Origin of the sequence: Algoriphagus sp., from assembly GCF_029254265.1 — a bacterium.
Classification (GTDB): domain Bacteria; phylum Bacteroidota; class Bacteroidia; order Cytophagales; family Cyclobacteriaceae; genus Algoriphagus.
Genome location: NZ_JAQWXX010000073.1, coordinates 140,425 through 159,428, shown reverse-complemented (window position 1 = coordinate 159,428; position 19,004 = coordinate 140,425). Strand labels below are relative to the sequence as shown.

Genomic DNA, 19,004 nt, shown 5'->3' with positions numbered 1-19,004 from the left:
AGTATAAAGATTATAGCTATGCTAGATAAAATTATTAATTGGAGTATTTCAAACAAGCTTATTATTTTCCTGCTGATTGCAGGATGGATAGGGTTTGGGATTTACGCTTTATCGCGTCTCTCAATTGGTGCCGTTCCTGACGTGACCAATAATCAAGTACAAGTCATCACCACCTCTCGAAATCTCGCTACCGAAGATGTAGAAAAATACCTGACCTATCCAGTAGAGCTGGAGATGGCCAATCTACCAGGAGTAAAAGAGATTCGTTCCGTTTCTAAATTCGGCTTGTCAGTCGTGACGATTGTTTTTGAAGATGATTTAGGCACGTATTTACCTCGACAGTTAATTGCCGAACGAATCAAAATCGCGCAGGATCAGATCCCGGATGGTTTTGGTCAGCCTTTTATGGGGCCAATTTCTACAGGTTTGGGGGAGATCTATCAATATGTGATTGATGTGAAGCCTGGCTACGAAGACAGATATTCGATCACTGATTTACGAACAATCCAAGATTGGGTAGTTCGCCGTCAACTTTCTGGTATCGTGGGAGTCGTAGAAGTAAATACCTGGGGAGGATTTCTCAAGCAATATGAAGTAGCGATCAATCCAGAGCGATTGAAAGCGATGGGCATTAGTCTGACTCAGGTCTATGATGCATTGAGCAAAAATAATTCTATTGCTGGGGGTAGCTATATTGAAAAGACCAATGAAAGCTTTTTTATCCGAGGCGAGGGCTTGGTGAAAAGTTTGGAAGATATTGGGAACATAGTACTTGAGGTTCGGGAAGGAACGCCACTTTATATCAAAGACATTGCAAAAGTCGATTTTGGACATGCCAATCGTTTTGGGGCAGTTACTGCGAATGGCGAGGGCGAAAAAGTACTCGGTCAAGTCATGATGCTCAAAGGGGCTGGATCCAAAGCAACCATTGATCGGGTAAAAGAAAGACTGGTTCAGATCGAATCATCTTTGCCTGAGGGAGTAGTTATAAATGGGTTTTTGGACCGTTCAGCGTTGATTGGACGAACGACCTTCACAATCGCCGAAAACCTGATATTGGGTTGTTTGATTGTGATTTTTGTAGTCGTTTTACTTTTGGGAAATATTCGATCCGGTTTGGTAGTTGCCTCTGTGATTCCTTTGAGTTTGCTTTTTGCCATTTCGATGATGTACATCTTTGGAGTCGATGCCAACTTGATGAGTTTGGGAGCGATTGACTTTGGGATTATTATTGATGGTGCAGTAATTATCGTAGAATACATTGCATTCCGATTTACTAAAATCGGAGAGAGTTCTGTTCAGCTTTCCCCAGAGGAACTTCGGGTGAAAAAAGATGAAGTCTCCCTTCAGGGTGCTTCCAAAATGATGCATTCAGCAATTTTTGGGCAGATCATCATTATTATCGTCTTTATTCCTATTCTCTCCCTGACTGGTGTGGAGGGCAAGATGTTCCGACCAATGGCTGAAGTATTCAGCTTTGCGCTCGTGGGAGCCATGATTTTAGGTTTGACCTATGTTCCGGTTGTTTCTTCTATGTTTCTGAAGACAACTCCTCCTGGTCCTAAAAATATTTCTACCAGGATTATTAATTCGATCAATCGTGTCTATGAGCCAGCTATCAAATGGGCACTAGATCATACAAAAGCTGTTTTAGCAGGAGCCTTTGGTTTGCTGGTAATCACGATTTTTGTCTTTTCCAGAATGGGATCTGAGTTTGTTCCTACACTAGATGAAGGTGATTTCGTAATCCAGCCGGTTTTGAAGACTGGAACTACACTGACCAATACGGTTGAAACGATGACACGTATTGAGAATGTACTCAAGCAATTCCCTGAAGTAAATCAGATCGTAACTCGAATTGGTGCAGCAGAGATCCCGACTGATCCTATGTCCATGGAAGAGACAGATGTGATCGTGACTTTGCATCCACCTTCGGAGTGGACCACTGTGGAGACCAAAGATGAATTAGCAGAAGCATTCAAAAAAGCTTTGGAAGTTATTCCAGGATTGGAATTCGAATTTACCCAGCCGATCGAAATGCGTTTCAATGAATTGATCACCGGAGTCCGTGCAGATTTAGCGATCAAAGTTTTTGGAGAAGATTTGGATGTTTTGCTGCAAACAGCAGAGAAAATAGAATCTGCTATTCAAGGAGTAGAAGGTGCTGCAGATATCATTGTGGAGAAGGTTGACGGTTTGCCTCAGATGAGAATCGAATATGACCGAGCAAAAATTGCACGCTTTGGATTAAATATTGAAGAACTCAATCAAATCGTTACAATGGGTTTTGCCGGGCAAACTGCCGGAAGAGTTTTCGAAGGCGAAAGACAATTTGATCTGGTCGTTAGATTTGAGAAAGAATTTAGACAGGATATCTCTAATCTTGAAAACGTGGCGGTTCAATTGCCGACTGGAGGATCTATTCCACTATCTGAATTGGCAAAAATCTCTTACACCAAAGGACCTGCAAAAATCTCGCGAGATAACACACAACGTAGAATAGTGGTCGGTGTAAATGTCCGAAACAGAGACTTACAATCAGTCGTGGATGATATTCAGGCTATTGTGGCTAATGAAATTGATATTCCTGAGGGCTATCGTGTTTCTTACGGAGGACAATTTGAAAACTTGCAGCAAGCGAGAAGTCGCTTAATGATAGCTGTACCAATCGCTTTGTTCTTGATATTTGTGCTTTTGTATTTTGCATTTTCTTCAGCAAAAGATGCTATTATGATTTATTCAGCGATTCCTCTTTCTGCCATTGGAGGTGTGTTTTTGCTCTGGGCTCGGGATATGCCTTTTAGTATCTCCGCAGGAGTAGGGTTTATAGCTTTGTTTGGAATCGCGGTGTTGAATGGTATTGTACTGATCGAACATTTTAAATCCATGGAATCGAAGTTTACTAATCTTAAGGATCTTGTATTTATTGGAGCTAAAGAGAGACTACGTCCAGTTTTACTGACTGCCTCCGCAGCGGCTTTGGGATTTCTCCCAATGGCAATTTCCTCCTCAGCAGGAGCAGAGGTACAACGGCCTTTGGCTACAGTCGTGGTCGGTGGATTATTCACAGCTACATTTTTAACACTGTTCGTTTTACCGGTATTGTATGTGCTTTTCAAAGAAAAAAAGGGAAAGAGTGGTTTGAATCCAAAAGTGATTGCGACCATTATCCTTCTCATGATCGGTGTGCCAGCTATGGCTCAAGAAGTAACAGAACCACTGACTTTGGAAGCAGCTCTAGAACTCGCAGAAAGTCGTAACCTTAGAATTCAATCTGCTCAAAAAGCGGCTGAATCGGCTTTGGCAAGAGAAGGAGCAGGATGGAATGTCGATAAGACTACAGTGTATTATGGTTTTGACAAAAATGACATTGCTGAGAATGGTGTCTATAACCGTGTGTGGGGAGTGAATCAGCGGTTTGCTTTTCCTTCGCTGTATGCTGCCCAGAAAAAGGTGCTTCAAGATCAAGCACAAATCAGCCAGCAGCAAACGGAGCTCGAGAAAATGCGAATCAGAGGTGAAGTGAGTAGCGCTTTTTTAACTGCGCAGCATTTCAAAAATTTGATTAATCATTATGACTTTTTGGACAGTCTTTATGCAGTTTTTTCAAATGCTGCTACCAGAAGGTTTGAAACAGGAGAAACTAATTACCTCGAAAAATTAACTGCCGCTGGTAAACTGCAGGAAATCAAACTCAAAAAATCCGAAGCTGACCAAAATTATAGAATCGCACTGGATCAACTCAAATTGCAATTGAACTGGGACGGAGAATTGCAAGTGAGTCAAACTCCTACCAAACTCGAATTAGTGACTTTAGAGCAATGGGATTCCCATCCTGGAATTCTATTATATGAGGGGGTACGAATCCAAGCGGCGCATCAGCTTCAGGTGGAGAAGCGAAAATTGTTACCCGATATTTCGGTGGATTTATTCCGTGGTACCAATCCAGGTCCTAACGCGGCAGTTTATCCAGGTTTCCAAACAGGCCTTTCCATCCCTTTGTTTTTTGGTTCCCAAAAGTCAGAAATCAATTCTTCTCGATTTCAACAACAGCGGGTAGCTATAGAATCTGAAAATTATCAAAATCAGCTGATTAGCAAATCCAGCCAGCTTCAGACTCAATTGAAGCAGCAGATTCAAGTGATAGACTACTATGAGTCTGAGGGTAAAGTACTTTCTGAGCAATTGATTGACCAAGCACAACGATCCTATAAAGAGGGCGAAATCGACTTTCTTCAATATGCACAATTACTGGAAAACTCCAGAAATATCACACTTCAGTATTTGCAAAGCAGATACGATTATCAACTTACTATTTTGAAAATCAATTACTTGATAAACTAATGAAAACTAAATCAATTTATTTTCGATATTTCCTTGCTCCATTGACTTTATTAGTTGCCTTTTCATGTGGTCAAAATTCCGGTGATAATTCCGGACTTGAGATAGGGGATTCTTCTGCTGACAATGGTACGATTCAATTGAATACCGAGCAGTTTAGCTCTTCTTCCATGGCCTGGGGGAAATTAGAGAAAAGTGAGTTTTCTGAAGATATTACAGTTCAGGGAGCTATTAGAGTTCCTGTGGAAAATATGATTGATGTGACTACCTACTACGGTGGATATGTCACTGGCTTGGAATTGCTGGAAGGGCAATCGGTAAAAAAGGGGGAAGTGCTTTTCTACTTAGAAAACCCGGAATTTATACTTCTCCAACAAAATTATTTGGAAGCAAAAAGCCAATTGAACTATTTAAAGTCCGAATATGATCGTCAGAAAACTCTTTTTGATGAGCAGATTGCTTCGCAAAAGAGTTACTTAAAAGCAGAAGCAGACTACCAAAGTACACGGGCAAAAGCAGAAAGTTTGAAGCGTCAGCTTGGCTTGCTTCGAATCAATGCAGACCAACTCCAGCCTGAGTCGATCAGATCCAAAATTGCTATTTATTCACCTATTGCAGGCTTTGTGACGGAGATTAATGCTGTTCCCGGTGCCTATGTACAGCCTACGGATGTTCCAGTTCGTCTAATTAGTAGGGAGCATTTGCACATCGAGTTAATGATATTCGAGAAAGATGCCACAGCAATCAAGAAGGGACAAACGGTGGAGGTTCGGGTTCCGGAACTTTCTTCAGAAATATTTATTGCGGAGGTTTTTATGGTTGGGCAATCCATAAATGATGCACGTCAAATTAATGTTCATGCAGACTTTAAAGACGAAAGCAAGGAGTCGCTTCTCGTTCCCGGGATGTTTGTCGAAGGGAAAATCCAAAAAGATCCTCAGGAAGCGATTTCAGTTCCACAAACTGCGGTGATCGAATCAGAAGGAAAAATGTATGTATTGGTACTACGAGAAAAAAATCAAGCTGGGTTTTCATTGGAGAAAGTTGAAGTTGAAACGGGCCGAATGGTAGATGGAAAGATTGAATTATTACCAAATGCGAAACTCTCAGAAACTGATCAAATATTAATAAAAGGTGGGTTTAATCTGATTTAAAGTAAAAGAAAATACGATTATCCACTTTCTTGCCAGTAACTTGATTTACCGGCCTAAATGCTCGGTTGAAGTCAAATTTTGGCAAACTTCGGTCTTCGGTCATCCGTCTTCCAGCCAAAAATCCAAATGAAATTTTCCTACTGGTGTAATTGCCTATAATCATAAAAGAAAACAACTTCTCTCTTTTTGAACATTCAATTTCAACCCGGTTTGTTACTTTTGGAATCATGAAGCATTTCCTGATTCTGTTATTAAGTATCTCAGTATTTCTGACCTGTCAAATTTCTTTCGCCCAAAAAGTATATCGAAATGAAATGGGCGGAATCATAACTCGTGAAAGCTATGAAGAGCAGATTTTGAATGGACCCTACTTTGGGGTACCAGGACTTGATGAAAATGACCAAGTTCTGATTCACCGAATGCCTTTTGGGCAGATTGATAATCCTGAAGTATTCTATAAGGCATTAGGCTTGTCGGAAGTCCTAAAAGAAGGAAAGCCAATTGTGGTGATTTTCTACCCAGGAAAAGATGAATGCAACTCAACCGGATTAACAGAGGGAAATACCAAATTTTATCAAAAAGATCAGGAATGGCTAGCCAAAAATATAGCTAAAAAAGGTGGTTATGGTCCATTGTATATTTATAAAAATCCTTCGGGTTTGGAGAAATATTCAGGCATCATGACTTGGGCTCCAGACCCTGAAGGGCTTTTTGAGCAAAGGTTTTTCAAATTCCCATATCCCTGTAGAAGTTTTGTAGTGATCGATCCTTCAGGTAATTATCGGGCTATTTTGGGGGAGTTTCCAAATTCCCAAATAGTTGATGCTTTGAAAAAACTTGAAAAATCCAGATAATCATGGGTTATCGCATCCTAAAGTCTGATGTGTCTGATTTGCCAGAATTATTGAACATGGCTCAAAAGGCTTTTGTCCAAGCTTTCACCGCAAATAATAAACCTGAAAATGTAAAAGCTTACTTAAATGAAGCTTTCACCCTAGATCAATTTCGGGAGGAATACCAAAAAGAAGGTTCTACCTTTTTTAAGTTGGTCAGTGGAACTCAAATCATCGGCTACACCAAAGTGAACCTCACCCCTGCCCAAACCGATGTGCACGATCCGGAAAGTTTGGAAATCGCTAGGCTTTATCTGTTAGATGAATTTATAGGCTTGGGTCTTGGGAAAATGCTTTTGGAGCAAGCGATTGATTTCGCGAAGGAGAAACAGAAGAAATACATCTGGCTGGGAGTATGGGAGCATAATCCCAGAGCGATCAGTTTCTATGAGCGAAATGGATTTGAAAAATTCAGTTCACATCCCTTTCCTTTTGGAGATGAGGTTCAGACAGATTGGCTGATGAGGAAATTGATTTAATCAATTGATTTTACTTTAGGCTGATTCCCAGGAAAACCTGATGAAGTTTCGTTCAATCCAAAATTTCCAAACCTAAGTATCAACTTTAATTGTTTAGTATTTATATACTTTATTTTTTAATATTTCCTTAAACTTCACGAAACATTTCAAATACTTCTGATTTTAAAAATGGCCAAAACAGTTTTATATGACTGTATTTTAATTTTTTTAGAAAAAACTGTAAAACATTTGTTCATTTTTTGATAATTCTGATTTAATCAGATTGGCTTCTAGGATGTATAGTTTTGGTAAAAATTTAACCAAAATTATTATCAAAAACATCTACAAAAAAATGGCTGCGAACAAGAGCATTTGGCGATGGATGGCTACTGCCAGTCTATTGCTGATCATGAATTTTTCGTTTGCTCAGGAATCCAGACTCACTGGAAAAGTAACTGATGCAAACAATGAAGCTTTACCAGGCGCAACGGTCTTGGTAAAAGGTACCAATCGGGGGACCGTCACTGACGTGGACGGGACGTATATGATTGAGGCAAATCGAGGTGAGATTTTAGTTTTCTCGTTCGTGGGTTTTGAGAGTATTGAGCGAACAGTTGGAAATGCCTCTCAAATTGATGTTTCACTAAGTGAAGGTCTAGCATTAACTGAAGTAGTAGTAACAGCTCTAGGAGTTGAGCGAGAGACAAAAGCACTCGGTTATTCTGTTCAGGCCGTGGATGGGAGTAGGTTTACAGAAGCCAGAGAAAGTAATGTAATTAACTCATTGAGCGGTCGAGTAGCTGGAGTTCAGATTACGAACGGTTCCAGTGGAATCGGAGGGTCTACGCGTGTGACTATCCGAGGAGAATCCTCTTTGAATATCAATGCAAATCAACCTCTATTTGTGGTGGACGGAGTTCCGATTTCAAATAGTGTCGTAGGATCCTCTGGTTCAGGAAATCAAGAAGTTGATTATGGAAATTCAGCGGGTGAGATCAATCCTGATGACGTGGCTTCAATGACTGTATTGAAAGGTCCCGCTGCTGCGGCATTGTATGGTTCACGTGCGGCAAACGGAGCAATCCTAATCACTACCAAATCAGGTAAAAATAGACAAGGCTTAGGAGTGGTAATTAACTCCAATACTACTTTTGACAATACTCTTGTGATGCCTCAATGGCAAAATGTTTATGGTCAAGGAAATAATGGGCAGTTTGAATTCGTCAACGGAGCAGGTGCAGGTATAGCAGATGGAGTGGATGAAAGTTGGGGTCCACGCTTGGACGCAGGTTTGTTGATTCCTCAATTTGACTCTCCAAGATCGGTGCCTGGATTCAGAGGTGGTGATTTAAATGCACCTTCGGGAAGTACCATTCAGGCAACACCCTGGGTAGCACAGCCTAATAATATTGATGACTTTTTTCAGACTGGCGTCACACTTAATAATAACGTGGCTATCTCAGGGGGGAATGAAAAATCTAATATTCGACTTTCTTGGACCAATTTGGATCAGAAAGGAATCGTTCCGAATACTGATTTGAAAAGAAATACGATCTCGCTCCATGGAGGAACTAAAGTGACTGAAAAATTGACCGTTAATTCCTCAGTAAATTATCAGCGAACCAACAGTGGCAATCGACCTAATATTTCCTACGGTACAGAAAACCTGATGTATCTCTGGATTTGGTATGGAAGACAAATCAACACCGCCAATCTAAGAGATTATTGGATGCCGGGTCTGGAAGGAGAGCAGCAGTTTAACTATAACTACAACTATCACGATAACCCGTATTTCAACGTCTTTGAAAATACGAATGGGCAGGAAAAGGATAGGATTTTTGGAAATATCTCGTTGAACTACAAATTCACTCCAAAGTTGAACTTGATGTTACGGACTGGTTTGGATTCCTACAATGAACTTCGAGACCGTAAGCGAGCATTTAGCACACAGCGATTTCCAAAGGGAAATTACCGAGAGGATAATATATTTTTCAGTGAACAAAACTCCGACTTCTTGTTGACTTATTCTGAGACTACCAAGCCGGTATGGTCTTACAGCATCGCTTTGGGAGGGAACTCGATGAGGCAGGAAAACCGATTCCTTCAAACTGTTGCTCCTCAACTGTTGATTCCAGGGATTTACAACTTTACCAATACTGCAGTAAATCTTCAAGTCAATCAATTTACTTCTGAGAAGCGAATCAATTCCTTCTACGGTTTTGGTCAGATAGGCTACAAAAATATTTTGTTCCTTGATATTACGGGTCGAAATGACTGGTCAAGTACCCTGCCTGCAGACAACAATAGCTATTTCTATCCTTCTGCTACCCTTAGTTCAGTGATTTCGGATATGATTACGCTACCATCTGCTATTTCATTTATGAAAGTTCGTGCAGCTTATGCAGAGGTGGGGAATGATACTGACCCTTACAGTCTTTCGAATGTCTATAACTCTCAAGTAGCTTGGGGAACAATCCAAGCAAAATCAGAATCTAATCGATTATCAAATGCAGAGCTAAAGCCAGAGCGAACAGCTGCCTTCGAAATTGGGGCTGATATTCGTTTTAATGAAGGAAGGTTAGGATTGGATTTCACCTATTTCGACAACCGTACCAGAAACCAAATCATCCCAATTGAATTGGATATCGCTACAGGCTATGCTTCTCGAATCATCAATGCGGGTGAGATTCAAAATCAAGGAATTGAAATTGTATTGAATGCCAAGCCGATCCAGAATAAGAATGGATTTAACTGGGATTTCATAGCTAACTTTACCAGAACTCGTGGAAAAGTGATTGAACTGACCGAAGGTTTGGATGCCTATACCCTTACTGATCGAAATGGAGCCATAATCCAGGCGAGAATTGGTGAGCGAATGGGGAACATTTACGGTGTAGGTTTTGAGCGGGTAGAAGATCCAAATTCTGAATTTTTTGGTCAAATCGTCCATAACTCAACAGGTACTCCTTTGAGAGATCCTGAATTGAAACTTCAAGGAAATTACAACCCTGACTGGATGTTGGGATTACAAAATAACTTCAGCTACAAAGGCATTTCTCTAGGGTTTTTATTTGATTTCCGATACGGTGGAATTGTTGTTTCTCGAACCAAGACTATTGGAAGTACTTCTGGACAATTAGAGGAAACACTCTATGGACGTGAGAACGGCTATGATTTGAACGTGGAAGGTAACGGTATTATCAGTCCAGGAGTAGTTCAAAATTCGGACGGATCATACAGTCCCAATACTGTAAAAATTACTTCACGAAACTGGCATAACAGGTATTACGAGCGAAATAATGTGGAAGCGGCAAAATATGATGCGACTTTTCTGAAGCTGAGAGAAGTAACGATTGGCTATACGATTCCTCGATCTTTATTTGGCAAATTACCTATTCAGGATTTTAAAGTATCTCTTGTGGCAAGAAATCTTGCTCTTTGGACTGAGAACCCACACTTCGATCCAGAGACCTTGTCTATGGCTGGAGGTACGTTACAGCCAGGTATTGAAAATATGGCTTTCCCTTCTACCAGAAGTATTGGATTTAATATCAATGTTAAATTCTGATCAGTTTAAAATTTATTCTAAACGAAAGACAAAATGAAATTTAATAGAAAATACATATCAGGATTAAGCTTAGCAGTTGTTTTTGCACTTAGCTCCTGTGATAAAGATTTCGAAGAAATCAATATGAATCCAAATAGTCCTGAAGTGGTTTCTTCAGATTTGCTATTGCCAAATGTGATGCGAAGCACAACGAATGAAATTGCAGGAAATGCATGGGGAATCGGAAACGTGGTCATGCAATACTCTGCAAAAATCCAGTTTACAAATGAAGATCGATACAACTGGGGTCCTTTTGGAAACCCTTATGATAACTTCTACAATTCACTTAGGGATTTAAACAATGTAATAGAAATCTCTACAGAAGCTCAACAGAGTAACTATGTGGGAATTGCTAAGGTAATGCGCGCTCATTTGTACTCCTTCATGTCAGATGCCTATGGAGACCTGCCTTATTCGGAAGCAACACAAGCTAAACAAGGTATAAATTATCCGGCTTTTGAAACCCAAGAGGCCATCTATGCCGGGATATTGAAAGATTTGACCGAGGCAAATGCGCTTTTGGGTTCGACTGCCGAGCAAGTAAAAGGAGATATCTTCTTTGATGGTGATATTATGAGATGGAAGAAATTCGCAAATTCACTTAGACTTCGGGTGTTAATGAGGATATCCGATCGTCAAGATCCTTCAGCTGCGATGCAGGCGATTCTTTCAAATCCTTCCCAGAGTCCGATTTTCACTGGAAATGATGATCAGGCAGTACTGCAATATTTGGGTGATGTACCTAATCAGCATCCGCTATATACGACTAGATCTGGTTCATTTGATGAGTATCGATTGAGTGAAAATATGGAAGACAAACTGAAAAATCTTGGAGATCCGCGTCTTTACGCTTTTGCTCAACCTACAAACGCTTCGGGTGCAGGGATAATTGGCGAATTGGATGATTATCAAGGAGTACCAAATGGTCTTGCTGATGAAGAAGCGCTGCAATATTCTCCTTCAGGAGACCCTGCTTTTGGCGGATCTAATTACATCTCAAGAATCGGGCTGCTTTGGTCTTGCTCTGCTTGTACTTCATTGGCTAATCCAACTGGATATCAGGCAATTTTGATGAGCTATGCAGAGCTGCAGTTTATTTTGGCAGAAGCTCATGAGCGTGGATTTATCACTGTTGGTTCTGCGGAAGAATATTACAAAAAGGGTATAGAAGCCTCTATGAGTTATTACAAAGGACGCTATGAGACAGTTAATCTTCCTCAAATCGCCGAAAAACTCATAGTGACTGAGGCCTACTTTGCCCAGCCAGAAGTGGCCTACACTGGTACTCAAGATCAAAAGCTCGCAAAAATTGGAACACAAAAGTGGCTTTCCCTTTTCTTCACAGGCTTGGAGGGATGGTATGATTGGAGAAGAACAGGGTATCCTGAGATTGTCCCAGGTCCAGCAGCTTTCATCAGTACTGTGCCTGTACGATACATGTACCCATCCAGCTTACAGGCTCTTAATGGGGAGAATTATCAAATCGCTATACAAAGACAGGGTCCTGATGCGATTACAACTCGTGTTTGGTGGGATGTCAACTGATAGAATTTAAGTAACTTCAAATCCGCTTCCTTTTCGGGAAGCGGATTTTTTAATCCAAATTAATAGACTATGAAAACTAAAATAATAAATATAATTTCAATTGCCCTATTTACTTTTGGGTCTGTGCAAGCCCAAGAGTACAAAACCGAGAATGTTGTTCTGATAACATTTGACGGACTTCGCTGGCAGGAGCTTTTCAAAGGTGCGGATTCTCTGTTAGTAAATGATACCGGAATGATCGAAACTCCCAATTCCCTGCTGGCGGATTACTGGTCAACTGATCCTGTTAAACGAAGAGAAATGCTCTTCCCGTTTTTTTGGAATACTATTGCAAAAGAAGGTCAGATATATGGTAATCGGGCCTATGGGAACTTAGTGGATAATCAGAACAAAATGTGGTTTTCCTATCCTGGATACAATGAGGTTTTAAGTGGATTTGCCGATGATACACGGATTACCAGCAATGATAAAATCAATAATTTAAATGTGACTTTTTTAGAATACCTGAATCAGATGCCGGAGTATAATGGAAAAGTAATGGCTTTTGGCTCTTGGGATGTTTTTCCTTACATCATTAATTCGGAGCGAAGTGGGATTCCCGTAAATGCTGGTTTTGGAAAAGCCACGGGAGATAATCTTACCGAGAAAGAGGAGCTACTCAACAGAATGCAAGATGAGATCCGTGGTCCATGGGGAGGGGTGAGGCTAGATCCATTTACGCATCATTATGCAATGGAGGCTTTAAAGACCAAAAAGCCGAAGGTGCTTTATATCTCCTATGGTGAGACAGATGATTGGGCGCATGGTAATAGATATGATCAATACATTTGGTCGGCAAAACAGACAGATGCATACATTAAAGAGATATGGGAATTCATCCAATCAGATCCTCAGTACAAGGATAAAACAACGATGATCATCGCGGTAGACCATGGAAGAGGAGTGACCAAAACTTCCTGGAGAAGTCACGGTTCATCTGTACCTGAAGGTGGTCAAATCTGGATGATGGCCATCGGGCCGGATACTCCTGCTACAGGTGAAATGAAAATCCGGGGGCAATGGCAGTCTGCGATGATCCCACGAACTATTTTCAAGCTTCTGGGAAAAGAATATCCGGATGACAAAGCTGCTCCAATAATTAAAGAAATGATGAAATGAAGGGAGTAGTATTTCTGGTTTGGGGGATTTTAATCCTTTCAAGCTGTGAAAATAAATCTATTAAAAATGCTTCTCCAACTTATGGGGAGGCATTTTTTTCTAATGAGCACTTATCTAAAGTGCTTTTAGGCAATCAGTTTCCAAAAGATGGCTTACGGTTAATCGATAAAAATTGGGAGCTTTTGTCCATCGATTCTCTTCCGGGAATTGATCGGGATTTACCGGAGTTTGAAAAAGGAGAGAAGATCACTTTGCCACATCGGGTTTCCCTTCCGAATCATTCGTTTTGGTACCGGACTTTTCTGGATCTTAAGGAAGGTTATCTGATTATTGACTCCGATGATGGCGCCCAACTCTGGATTGATGGAAAAAGAATCCGAAGAGAAAAGGAACTGGAATTTTTTAAAGTTGATGGAAAAGCGAATGCTGAACTAATCATCCGTGGTATTAACAATGCCATGGCGGGTGGTCTCCGTAAGGTCTATTGGATCGGAAAATCGGATGTTGATAGGTGGAGGGCTACACATAGCGCTTTGAAAGATTCCCTGATTTTCAAAAGTAAGATTCATTCTTTGCAAAATATTGAATTGCAGGATGAAATCAACTTCTTAAGTATTCAAGAGCAGCAAGTGAAATTAAGAGACTATTCAATTTTGATGTCTGAACCTGTGTTGATCAGCAGTGCAGATGGTGATTATTTTGTTCGTTGGGTTTCTGAGAAAGCAGGAGAAGCTAATCTGATTTTTGAAGATGGGAGCGTAGCAAAAATCCATTCGCAGAATGAGGTTTTCACCTTTTCACTGGAGGATTATTCAAATCACTCTTTCCGGATTTCTCAGGAAAAATCTTTTTTCGGACCATTTGAGTTTTCCATCCCCAAATCAAAAGAATCAATCAGATTAGCAATTTGGGCAGATTCTCAGGGAGGTTGGGAAACTTTCCAAACGGTCTCTGATAGGATCTCCTTTCATCAGCCTGACCTGAGTATCGGAGCAGGTGACCTAGTCAATAATGGTTCTGAAACTTATGCTTTTTCCCGCTTTCTCCAAAAACTAAGCACGATGAATTCACCTCAACTGTTGGTGCCGGGAAATCATGATTACGATGGGTTTTATGAGGATTTACAACCCCAACTGCTCCGGAAATACATTCAAAGAAGCTTTGATAAAAGTTATGGAATACTGCAAATCGGGGCTGCGACTATCATCAGTCTGGATCCAAATTTATATTTTCCCGTGTCTATTCCGGAAGGTTCCGATCAATTCAACTGGTTTAAAGAAGCGATGGAATCCGAGGAATGGGCCTTGTCTCCCTGGAAAATCATCGTCCTACATCAGCCCCCATATTCTCAAGGATGGCCAGGATATCAGGGTGAAAAATCAGTTTTGGATTTATTGGAGCCTTATTTTCATCAAGGAAAAATCGATCTGGTCATTGCAGGGCATACCCATGACTACGAGCGATTGACCAAGGATTTTTCCGGGAATAAGGTCACCTTTTTAATTGTGGGCGGAGCCGGGGGAAGTCTGGAACCGATAGGTCAGGAATCTGATTCTCCTAAGATGGATCTGCTTATTAAAGAACATCACTTTGGGATTTTAGAACTTGATTCCACGAGGTTTAGCTGGAGGGTGTATGGCCTAGATGGACAGGAATTCGATAGTCTGCTTGTGAATAAAGCGAAATAAATATCAAAATTTAAATCAAGTTTTTGATTCAGCTATCCAGGACTTCTTTAGCCATCTCCTTGTATTTATTCAAGTCAGGAATAGGAACCTGTACTTCTTTTGCTGCTTCATCCCAGCTTCGCATCTTTAAGGACACTTCGAAAAGCGGATCTTTTTCAAAGCCTTCCGCCTCTTCAGCATTCATCGCACCTCCTTGGTATTCCAGAGTTTTTAGACTTGCTTCAGAAAGTTTTGCTAAATAGTCTGGGTATCTGAAGGTGAGGTATCGCTTGGCTTGGACATGATTCTCAACCAATTTTGCCACCCGCTCAGGGAAGCCATTTTCACGTAAAAAATCCGCACCGATTTGTTCATGACTTTTCACTCCATAGCCTCCCATGGATTCCGTCTCGGTATCTTGAGCTAGAAGATGCCCTATGTCATGAAAAAAAGCTGCCAAAATTATGGCAGAGTCATACCCTTCCTTTTCTGCCAGTTGGGCTGACTGGGCCATGTGTTCGAGTTGAGATACTGGTTCGCCGATGTAATCCGCAGAGCCAAAACGCTCATAAAGTTCAAACACTTGGTGTACTCTTATGGCTTTTTCGAGGTTTTTCATTTAACAAATGTTTATAAATACTAAATAAGTGAAATGAATTTTAAAATTAAGCTGACGGATGTGAAGTTTTTGTGAATTTCCAAAAACATCCTTTATGCTGATAATTTGAAAGATTTTATGCTGTTTTTGAACGGTTAGGGTTTATGTCGACCGGTTTAATTCATGATTTTTTAACAAATGAATAACCTGAAATTTTTATAAATTATAGTTTAGGTGTTTAATTTTACTAAACAGTAATTGAAATGGTTTTGCCTTTAAAAAGGGGATAAGAGCGTTGCTAATCCCCCTTTTTTTCCGGGAAGACCTCATCCAACTAATTAAATCAGCATGCCTCAAATTAAACTGGCGGTTTTTGATATGGCAGGAACCACTATTCACGACGAAAACAGCGTGGCTAAAGCTTTTCAAGCTGCACTGAACAAACATGGCTACCCGTTAATCTCACTTCAGGAAGCCAACGAAAAAATGGGCTATTCCAAACCTCAAGCCATAAAGGAACTTTTAGAAATCCATGAAGAAGATTTGTCAAAAATCACTGCTGAATTGATCGCAAAGATTCACGAGGATTTTGTGGAGGGAATGATGGACTATTACCAGACAGATCCTTCTATCCGTGCAATTGCCGATGCTGAGGAAGTATTTGATCAATTGCATAAGTGGGGTATAAAGGTGGCTTTGGACACAGGTTTCAGTCGGGACATCACAGATATAATTTTGAGGCGGGTAGGATGGACAGATGGGCGGTATGTGGATGCTACCGCGGCAAGTGATGAGGTGCCGGAAGGTCGACCAACACCACACATGATCCATCAGATCATGGATGAATTGGGGATTTATGATCCGAAGGAAGTGATTAAAATCGGGGATACCGAAGTTGATGTAAATGAAGGGCATAATACCGGATGCCTAATGAGCATTGCGGTCACCTCTGGGATATTTTCCGAAGAAGAACTCATTCCTCATAAGCCAACTCACTTGGTGAAGAATCTAACTGAGATTTTGGCAATTGTGGAGGATTACGAAAAAACGTTGAACCAGGGATGAAACAAATCCCTGCCTTGACCCGGAAATTGGCTCAGACTAGCTCCTTTAAAATGAGTCTTTTTGCAGCAATTACTGGGTTTTTGGTGTACAGCAGTATGTATGCTTTTCGCAAGCCTTTTGCTGTCGCGACTTTTGCAGGGGAGGAGTTTTTGGGATTCGATTACAAAGTTTGGTTAATTCTTGCTCAGACTTTGGGCTATATGGCCAGTAAATTTTTTGGAATCAAAATGATCTCAGAGCTTTCTTCCAAGGGAAGAGCTTGGCTGATTGTAGGACTTATTTCCATTTCGTGGCTAGCCTTACTTGGCTTTGCGGTATTGCCATCTCCAATGGGGTTGGTTTGTTTCTTAATCAACGGTTTCCCTTTGGGCTTAATTTGGGGCATTGTCTTTCACTACATGGAAGGCCGCAAGTTTACCGAGATGATGGGCAGCATGCTTGCAGCAAGCTTTGTTTTTTCCTCTGGGTTTGTTAAAAGTGTAGGCCAATTCCTGTTGGTCAATTTTAATATTTCCGAATATTGGATGCCTTTTGCCACCGGAGCAATCTTCTTTCCACTACTTATTTTGAGCGTTTTTCTCCTCAATCATATTCCGGAACCAACCGCAGAGGACAAAATTCTTCGATCACCTCGAAGCGCCATGTCTGGAAAATCCCGAATGGATCTTTTCAGGGAATTTAGACTTGGATTGATTTTCCTAATTCTGGTCTATATGATGCTCACGGGTCTTCGTGATCTTCGGGATAATTTCGTGGTGGAGATTTGGAGAGGACTGAATACTAACGTAGAACCCGAGCTGCTTACCCAAACAGAGATCCCGATTACTTTGGCGCTTTTGGTTATGATGTCTCTTTTGGTTTTGGTGAAAAATAATAAGAAGGCTTTCTACCTGAACCACTGGATTATCATCGCGGGATTTGCAGTTTCGATTCTGGCAACATTGGGATTGCAAGCTGGGATTATTGCGCCATTTCTTTGGATGGTGTTAGCCGGTACAGGAGTTTATATGGCTTATATTCCATTCAACTGCCTACTTTTTGACCGACTCATTGCTACTTTTAAATATGCAGGGAATGTTGGTTTCCTGATGTATTTAGTGGATAGCTTCGGGTATTTAGGCTCTTCCATGGTTTTGGTTGCCAAGCAATTCGGTCAATTTGAAAATATCAGTTGGCTCAATTTCTATATCAATTCCCTTTTGCTTTTCCTCAGTATTTCATTGGTCTTAATCTTGAGTTCCTACCTCTATTTCCAGCGAAAAAGCAAACAGAATTCTCAAGCAATCACATTTCAACAACCAACGCTCACTTGAATGAACTCAAAACCTACTGCAATTGTAATTGGAGCCGGAATCCTTGGATTAGCTCTGACGCGAGCTCTTAAAGAGAGAGGATATTCCGTTCGTGTTTTCGAAAGACATCCTCAGGCTCAAGGGGCGTCGGTTCGCAATTTTGGGATGATCTGGCCCGTGGGACAAGCCCAAGGGAAAACCTTTGATCGAGCGATTCGCTCACGCGAAATTTGGTTGGAAATGAGTCAAAAAGCTGGGTTTTTCGCTGAACAAACCGGCTCACTTCACCTAGCTTATACTGATCTGGAAATGCAAGTGGTGAAAGAGTACGTGGCTGAAATGCAGGGAGTAAAATCCGCTTTTTCCCTTTCCCCTGAAGAGACCCTAAAGAAAAGTCCCGCCGCTGTTAGCAAAGGGTTGAAAGGCTCTCTTTGGACAGCAGAGGAAGTGATTGTGGATCCCAGAGAGGCGGTTTTAAAACTTTCAACATATTTTTCGAAATCGGAAGACGTGGCCTTTCATTGGAATACTGCGATTTCAGGAATTCAAGGCAACACAGTTTTTTCAGGACAGAAAAGCTGGTCGGCTGATCAGGTTTTTGTCTGCTCCGGTGCTGACTTTGAAACCCTGTATCCGGAAGTTTATGCGGAAGCCGAAATTACAAAGTGCAAACTCCAAATGATGCGGCTAACGCAGCAGCCTCAAAATTGGCGGATCGGTCCTCCATTATGTGCAGGATTGAGTTTTATTCATTATAAGGGATTCGAGGTCGCTTCCTCCCTTTCTGAGCTTAAGTCTTATTATCAAAATCAATATCCTGAGCTTATAGAATGGGGAATTCATGTCATGGTTTCTCAAAACGGACTTGGAGAATTAACGATTGGAGATAGTCATGAATATGGATTGAATCTTTCACCATTTGACCGTCAGTATGTTAATGACTTAATTTTGAATTTTTTGAAGACTTTTGCTCAATTCCAAGACTGGAGCGTGGATTCGGCTTGGCATGGGATCTACCCCAAAATGACCAACGGAGCGACTGAGTTTGTCAGGAAAATTGATGAGCAGGTGACCATAGTCAATGGGATCGGAGGAGCAGGAATGACACTTTCTTTCGGATTGGCAGAAGAGGTGGTAGAGAAAATGGATTTTGGGAGATAGGCTTTTCTAATCTGTAATTTCTCTAAAATGCCTTTAGAAAATTGAAATCAACTCAATAATCAATG

12 protein-coding genes are annotated in these 19,004 nt (G+C 41.0%); 11 read left to right on the top strand and 1 reads right to left on the bottom strand.

The features are described 5' to 3' along the window. Positions 1-18: 18 nt before the first annotated feature. The 8 genes from P8O16_RS10930 (at position 19) to P8O16_RS10895 (ending at position 14,844) form a co-directional block, all read left to right on the top strand. Positions 19-4,344, top strand: coding sequence for a CusA/CzcA family heavy metal efflux RND transporter (locus P8O16_RS10930; protein ID WP_300314526.1), 4,326 nt, complete (start codon positions 19-21; stop codon positions 4,342-4,344). After that, a complete protein-coding gene (locus P8O16_RS10925) occupies positions 4,344-5,495 on the top strand; it encodes an efflux RND transporter periplasmic adaptor subunit (protein ID WP_300314524.1) in 1,152 nt (383 codons plus the stop codon). The genes P8O16_RS10930 and P8O16_RS10925 overlap by 1 nt, the downstream gene beginning before the upstream one ends. 227 nt (positions 5,496-5,722) lie before the next feature. Then, entirely contained in the window at positions 5,723-6,349 is a 627-nt protein-coding gene (locus tag P8O16_RS10920) for a hypothetical protein (RefSeq protein ID WP_300314521.1), read from the top strand. Positions 6,350-6,351: 2 nt separating this feature from the next. After that, entirely contained in the window at positions 6,352-6,867 is a 516-nt protein-coding gene (locus P8O16_RS10915) for a GNAT family N-acetyltransferase (protein ID WP_300314518.1), read from the top strand. Between the two features lie 331 nt (positions 6,868-7,198). Beyond that, on the top strand, positions 7,199-10,414 hold the full coding sequence (locus P8O16_RS10910) for a SusC/RagA family TonB-linked outer membrane protein (protein ID WP_300314516.1): 3,216 nt from the start codon (positions 7,199-7,201) through the stop codon (positions 10,412-10,414). Positions 10,415-10,447: 33 nt separating this feature from the next. Further along, positions 10,448-11,998, top strand: coding sequence for a SusD/RagB family nutrient-binding outer membrane lipoprotein (locus P8O16_RS10905; protein WP_300314513.1), 1,551 nt, complete (start codon positions 10,448-10,450; stop codon positions 11,996-11,998). 69 nt (positions 11,999-12,067) lie between these two features. Further along, a complete protein-coding gene (locus P8O16_RS10900) occupies positions 12,068-13,156 on the top strand; it encodes a phosphoglyceromutase (RefSeq protein ID WP_300314511.1) in 1,089 nt (362 codons plus the stop codon). Next, positions 13,153-14,844: a metallophosphoesterase gene (locus P8O16_RS10895; protein WP_300314508.1), complete on the top strand. Its 1,692-nt coding sequence runs from the start codon at positions 13,153-13,155 to the stop codon at positions 14,842-14,844. Before P8O16_RS10900 ends, P8O16_RS10895 begins: the two co-directional genes overlap by 4 nt. A gap of 28 nt (positions 14,845-14,872) precedes the next feature. On the opposite strand, the gene P8O16_RS10890 is transcribed toward P8O16_RS10895, so the two are convergent. Further along, positions 14,873-15,442, bottom strand: a complete 570-nt coding sequence (locus tag P8O16_RS10890) for a phosphonate degradation HD-domain oxygenase (RefSeq protein WP_300314506.1) — start codon at positions 15,440-15,442, stop codon at positions 14,873-14,875. 327 nt (positions 15,443-15,769) lie between these two features. Here P8O16_RS10890 and P8O16_RS10885 point away from each other — a divergent pair, with 327 nt between their 5' ends. From P8O16_RS10885 to P8O16_RS10875, 3 genes are read left to right on the top strand one after another with little or no spacing between them, the layout of a single operon-like run. Continuing rightward, positions 15,770-16,486, top strand: coding sequence for an HAD-IA family hydrolase (locus tag P8O16_RS10885; protein WP_300314503.1), 717 nt, complete (start codon positions 15,770-15,772; stop codon positions 16,484-16,486). After that, positions 16,483-17,799 carry a DUF5690 family protein gene (locus P8O16_RS10880; protein ID WP_300314500.1) on the top strand — a complete coding sequence of 439 codons (1,317 nt, stop codon included), beginning with the start codon at positions 16,483-16,485 and terminating at the stop codon, positions 17,797-17,799. Before P8O16_RS10885 ends, P8O16_RS10880 begins: the two co-directional genes overlap by 4 nt. Further along, entirely contained in the window at positions 17,800-18,939 is a 1,140-nt protein-coding gene (locus P8O16_RS10875; protein WP_300314497.1) for a TIGR03364 family FAD-dependent oxidoreductase, read from the top strand. The last annotated feature ends 65 nt before the right edge of the window (positions 18,940-19,004 follow it).

Excerpts from the sequence above, each read along its gene's own strand:
- P8O16_RS10930 (WP_300314526.1), top strand. The coding sequence starts at position 19 with ATGCTAGATAAAATTATTAATTGGAGTATTTCAAACAAGCTTATTATT.
- P8O16_RS10925 (WP_300314524.1), top strand. The coding sequence starts at position 4,344 with ATGAAAACTAAATCAATTTATTTTCGATATTTCCTTGCTCCATTGACT.
- P8O16_RS10920 (WP_300314521.1), top strand. The coding sequence starts at position 5,723 with ATGAAGCATTTCCTGATTCTGTTATTAAGTATCTCAGTATTTCTGACC.
- P8O16_RS10915 (WP_300314518.1), top strand. The coding sequence starts at position 6,352 with ATGGGTTATCGCATCCTAAAGTCTGATGTGTCTGATTTGCCAGAATTA.
- P8O16_RS10910 (WP_300314516.1), top strand. The coding sequence starts at position 7,199 with ATGGCTGCGAACAAGAGCATTTGGCGATGGATGGCTACTGCCAGTCTA.
- P8O16_RS10905 (WP_300314513.1), top strand. The coding sequence starts at position 10,448 with ATGAAATTTAATAGAAAATACATATCAGGATTAAGCTTAGCAGTTGTT.
- P8O16_RS10900 (WP_300314511.1), top strand. The coding sequence starts at position 12,068 with ATGAAAACTAAAATAATAAATATAATTTCAATTGCCCTATTTACTTTT.
- P8O16_RS10895 (WP_300314508.1), top strand. The coding sequence starts at position 13,153 with ATGAAGGGAGTAGTATTTCTGGTTTGGGGGATTTTAATCCTTTCAAGC.
- P8O16_RS10890 (WP_300314506.1), bottom strand. The coding sequence starts at position 15,442 with ATGAAAAACCTCGAAAAAGCCATAAGAGTACACCAAGTGTTTGAACTT.
- P8O16_RS10885 (WP_300314503.1), top strand. The coding sequence starts at position 15,770 with ATGCCTCAAATTAAACTGGCGGTTTTTGATATGGCAGGAACCACTATT.
- P8O16_RS10880 (WP_300314500.1), top strand. The coding sequence starts at position 16,483 with ATGAAACAAATCCCTGCCTTGACCCGGAAATTGGCTCAGACTAGCTCC.
- P8O16_RS10875 (WP_300314497.1), top strand. The coding sequence starts at position 17,800 with ATGAACTCAAAACCTACTGCAATTGTAATTGGAGCCGGAATCCTTGGA.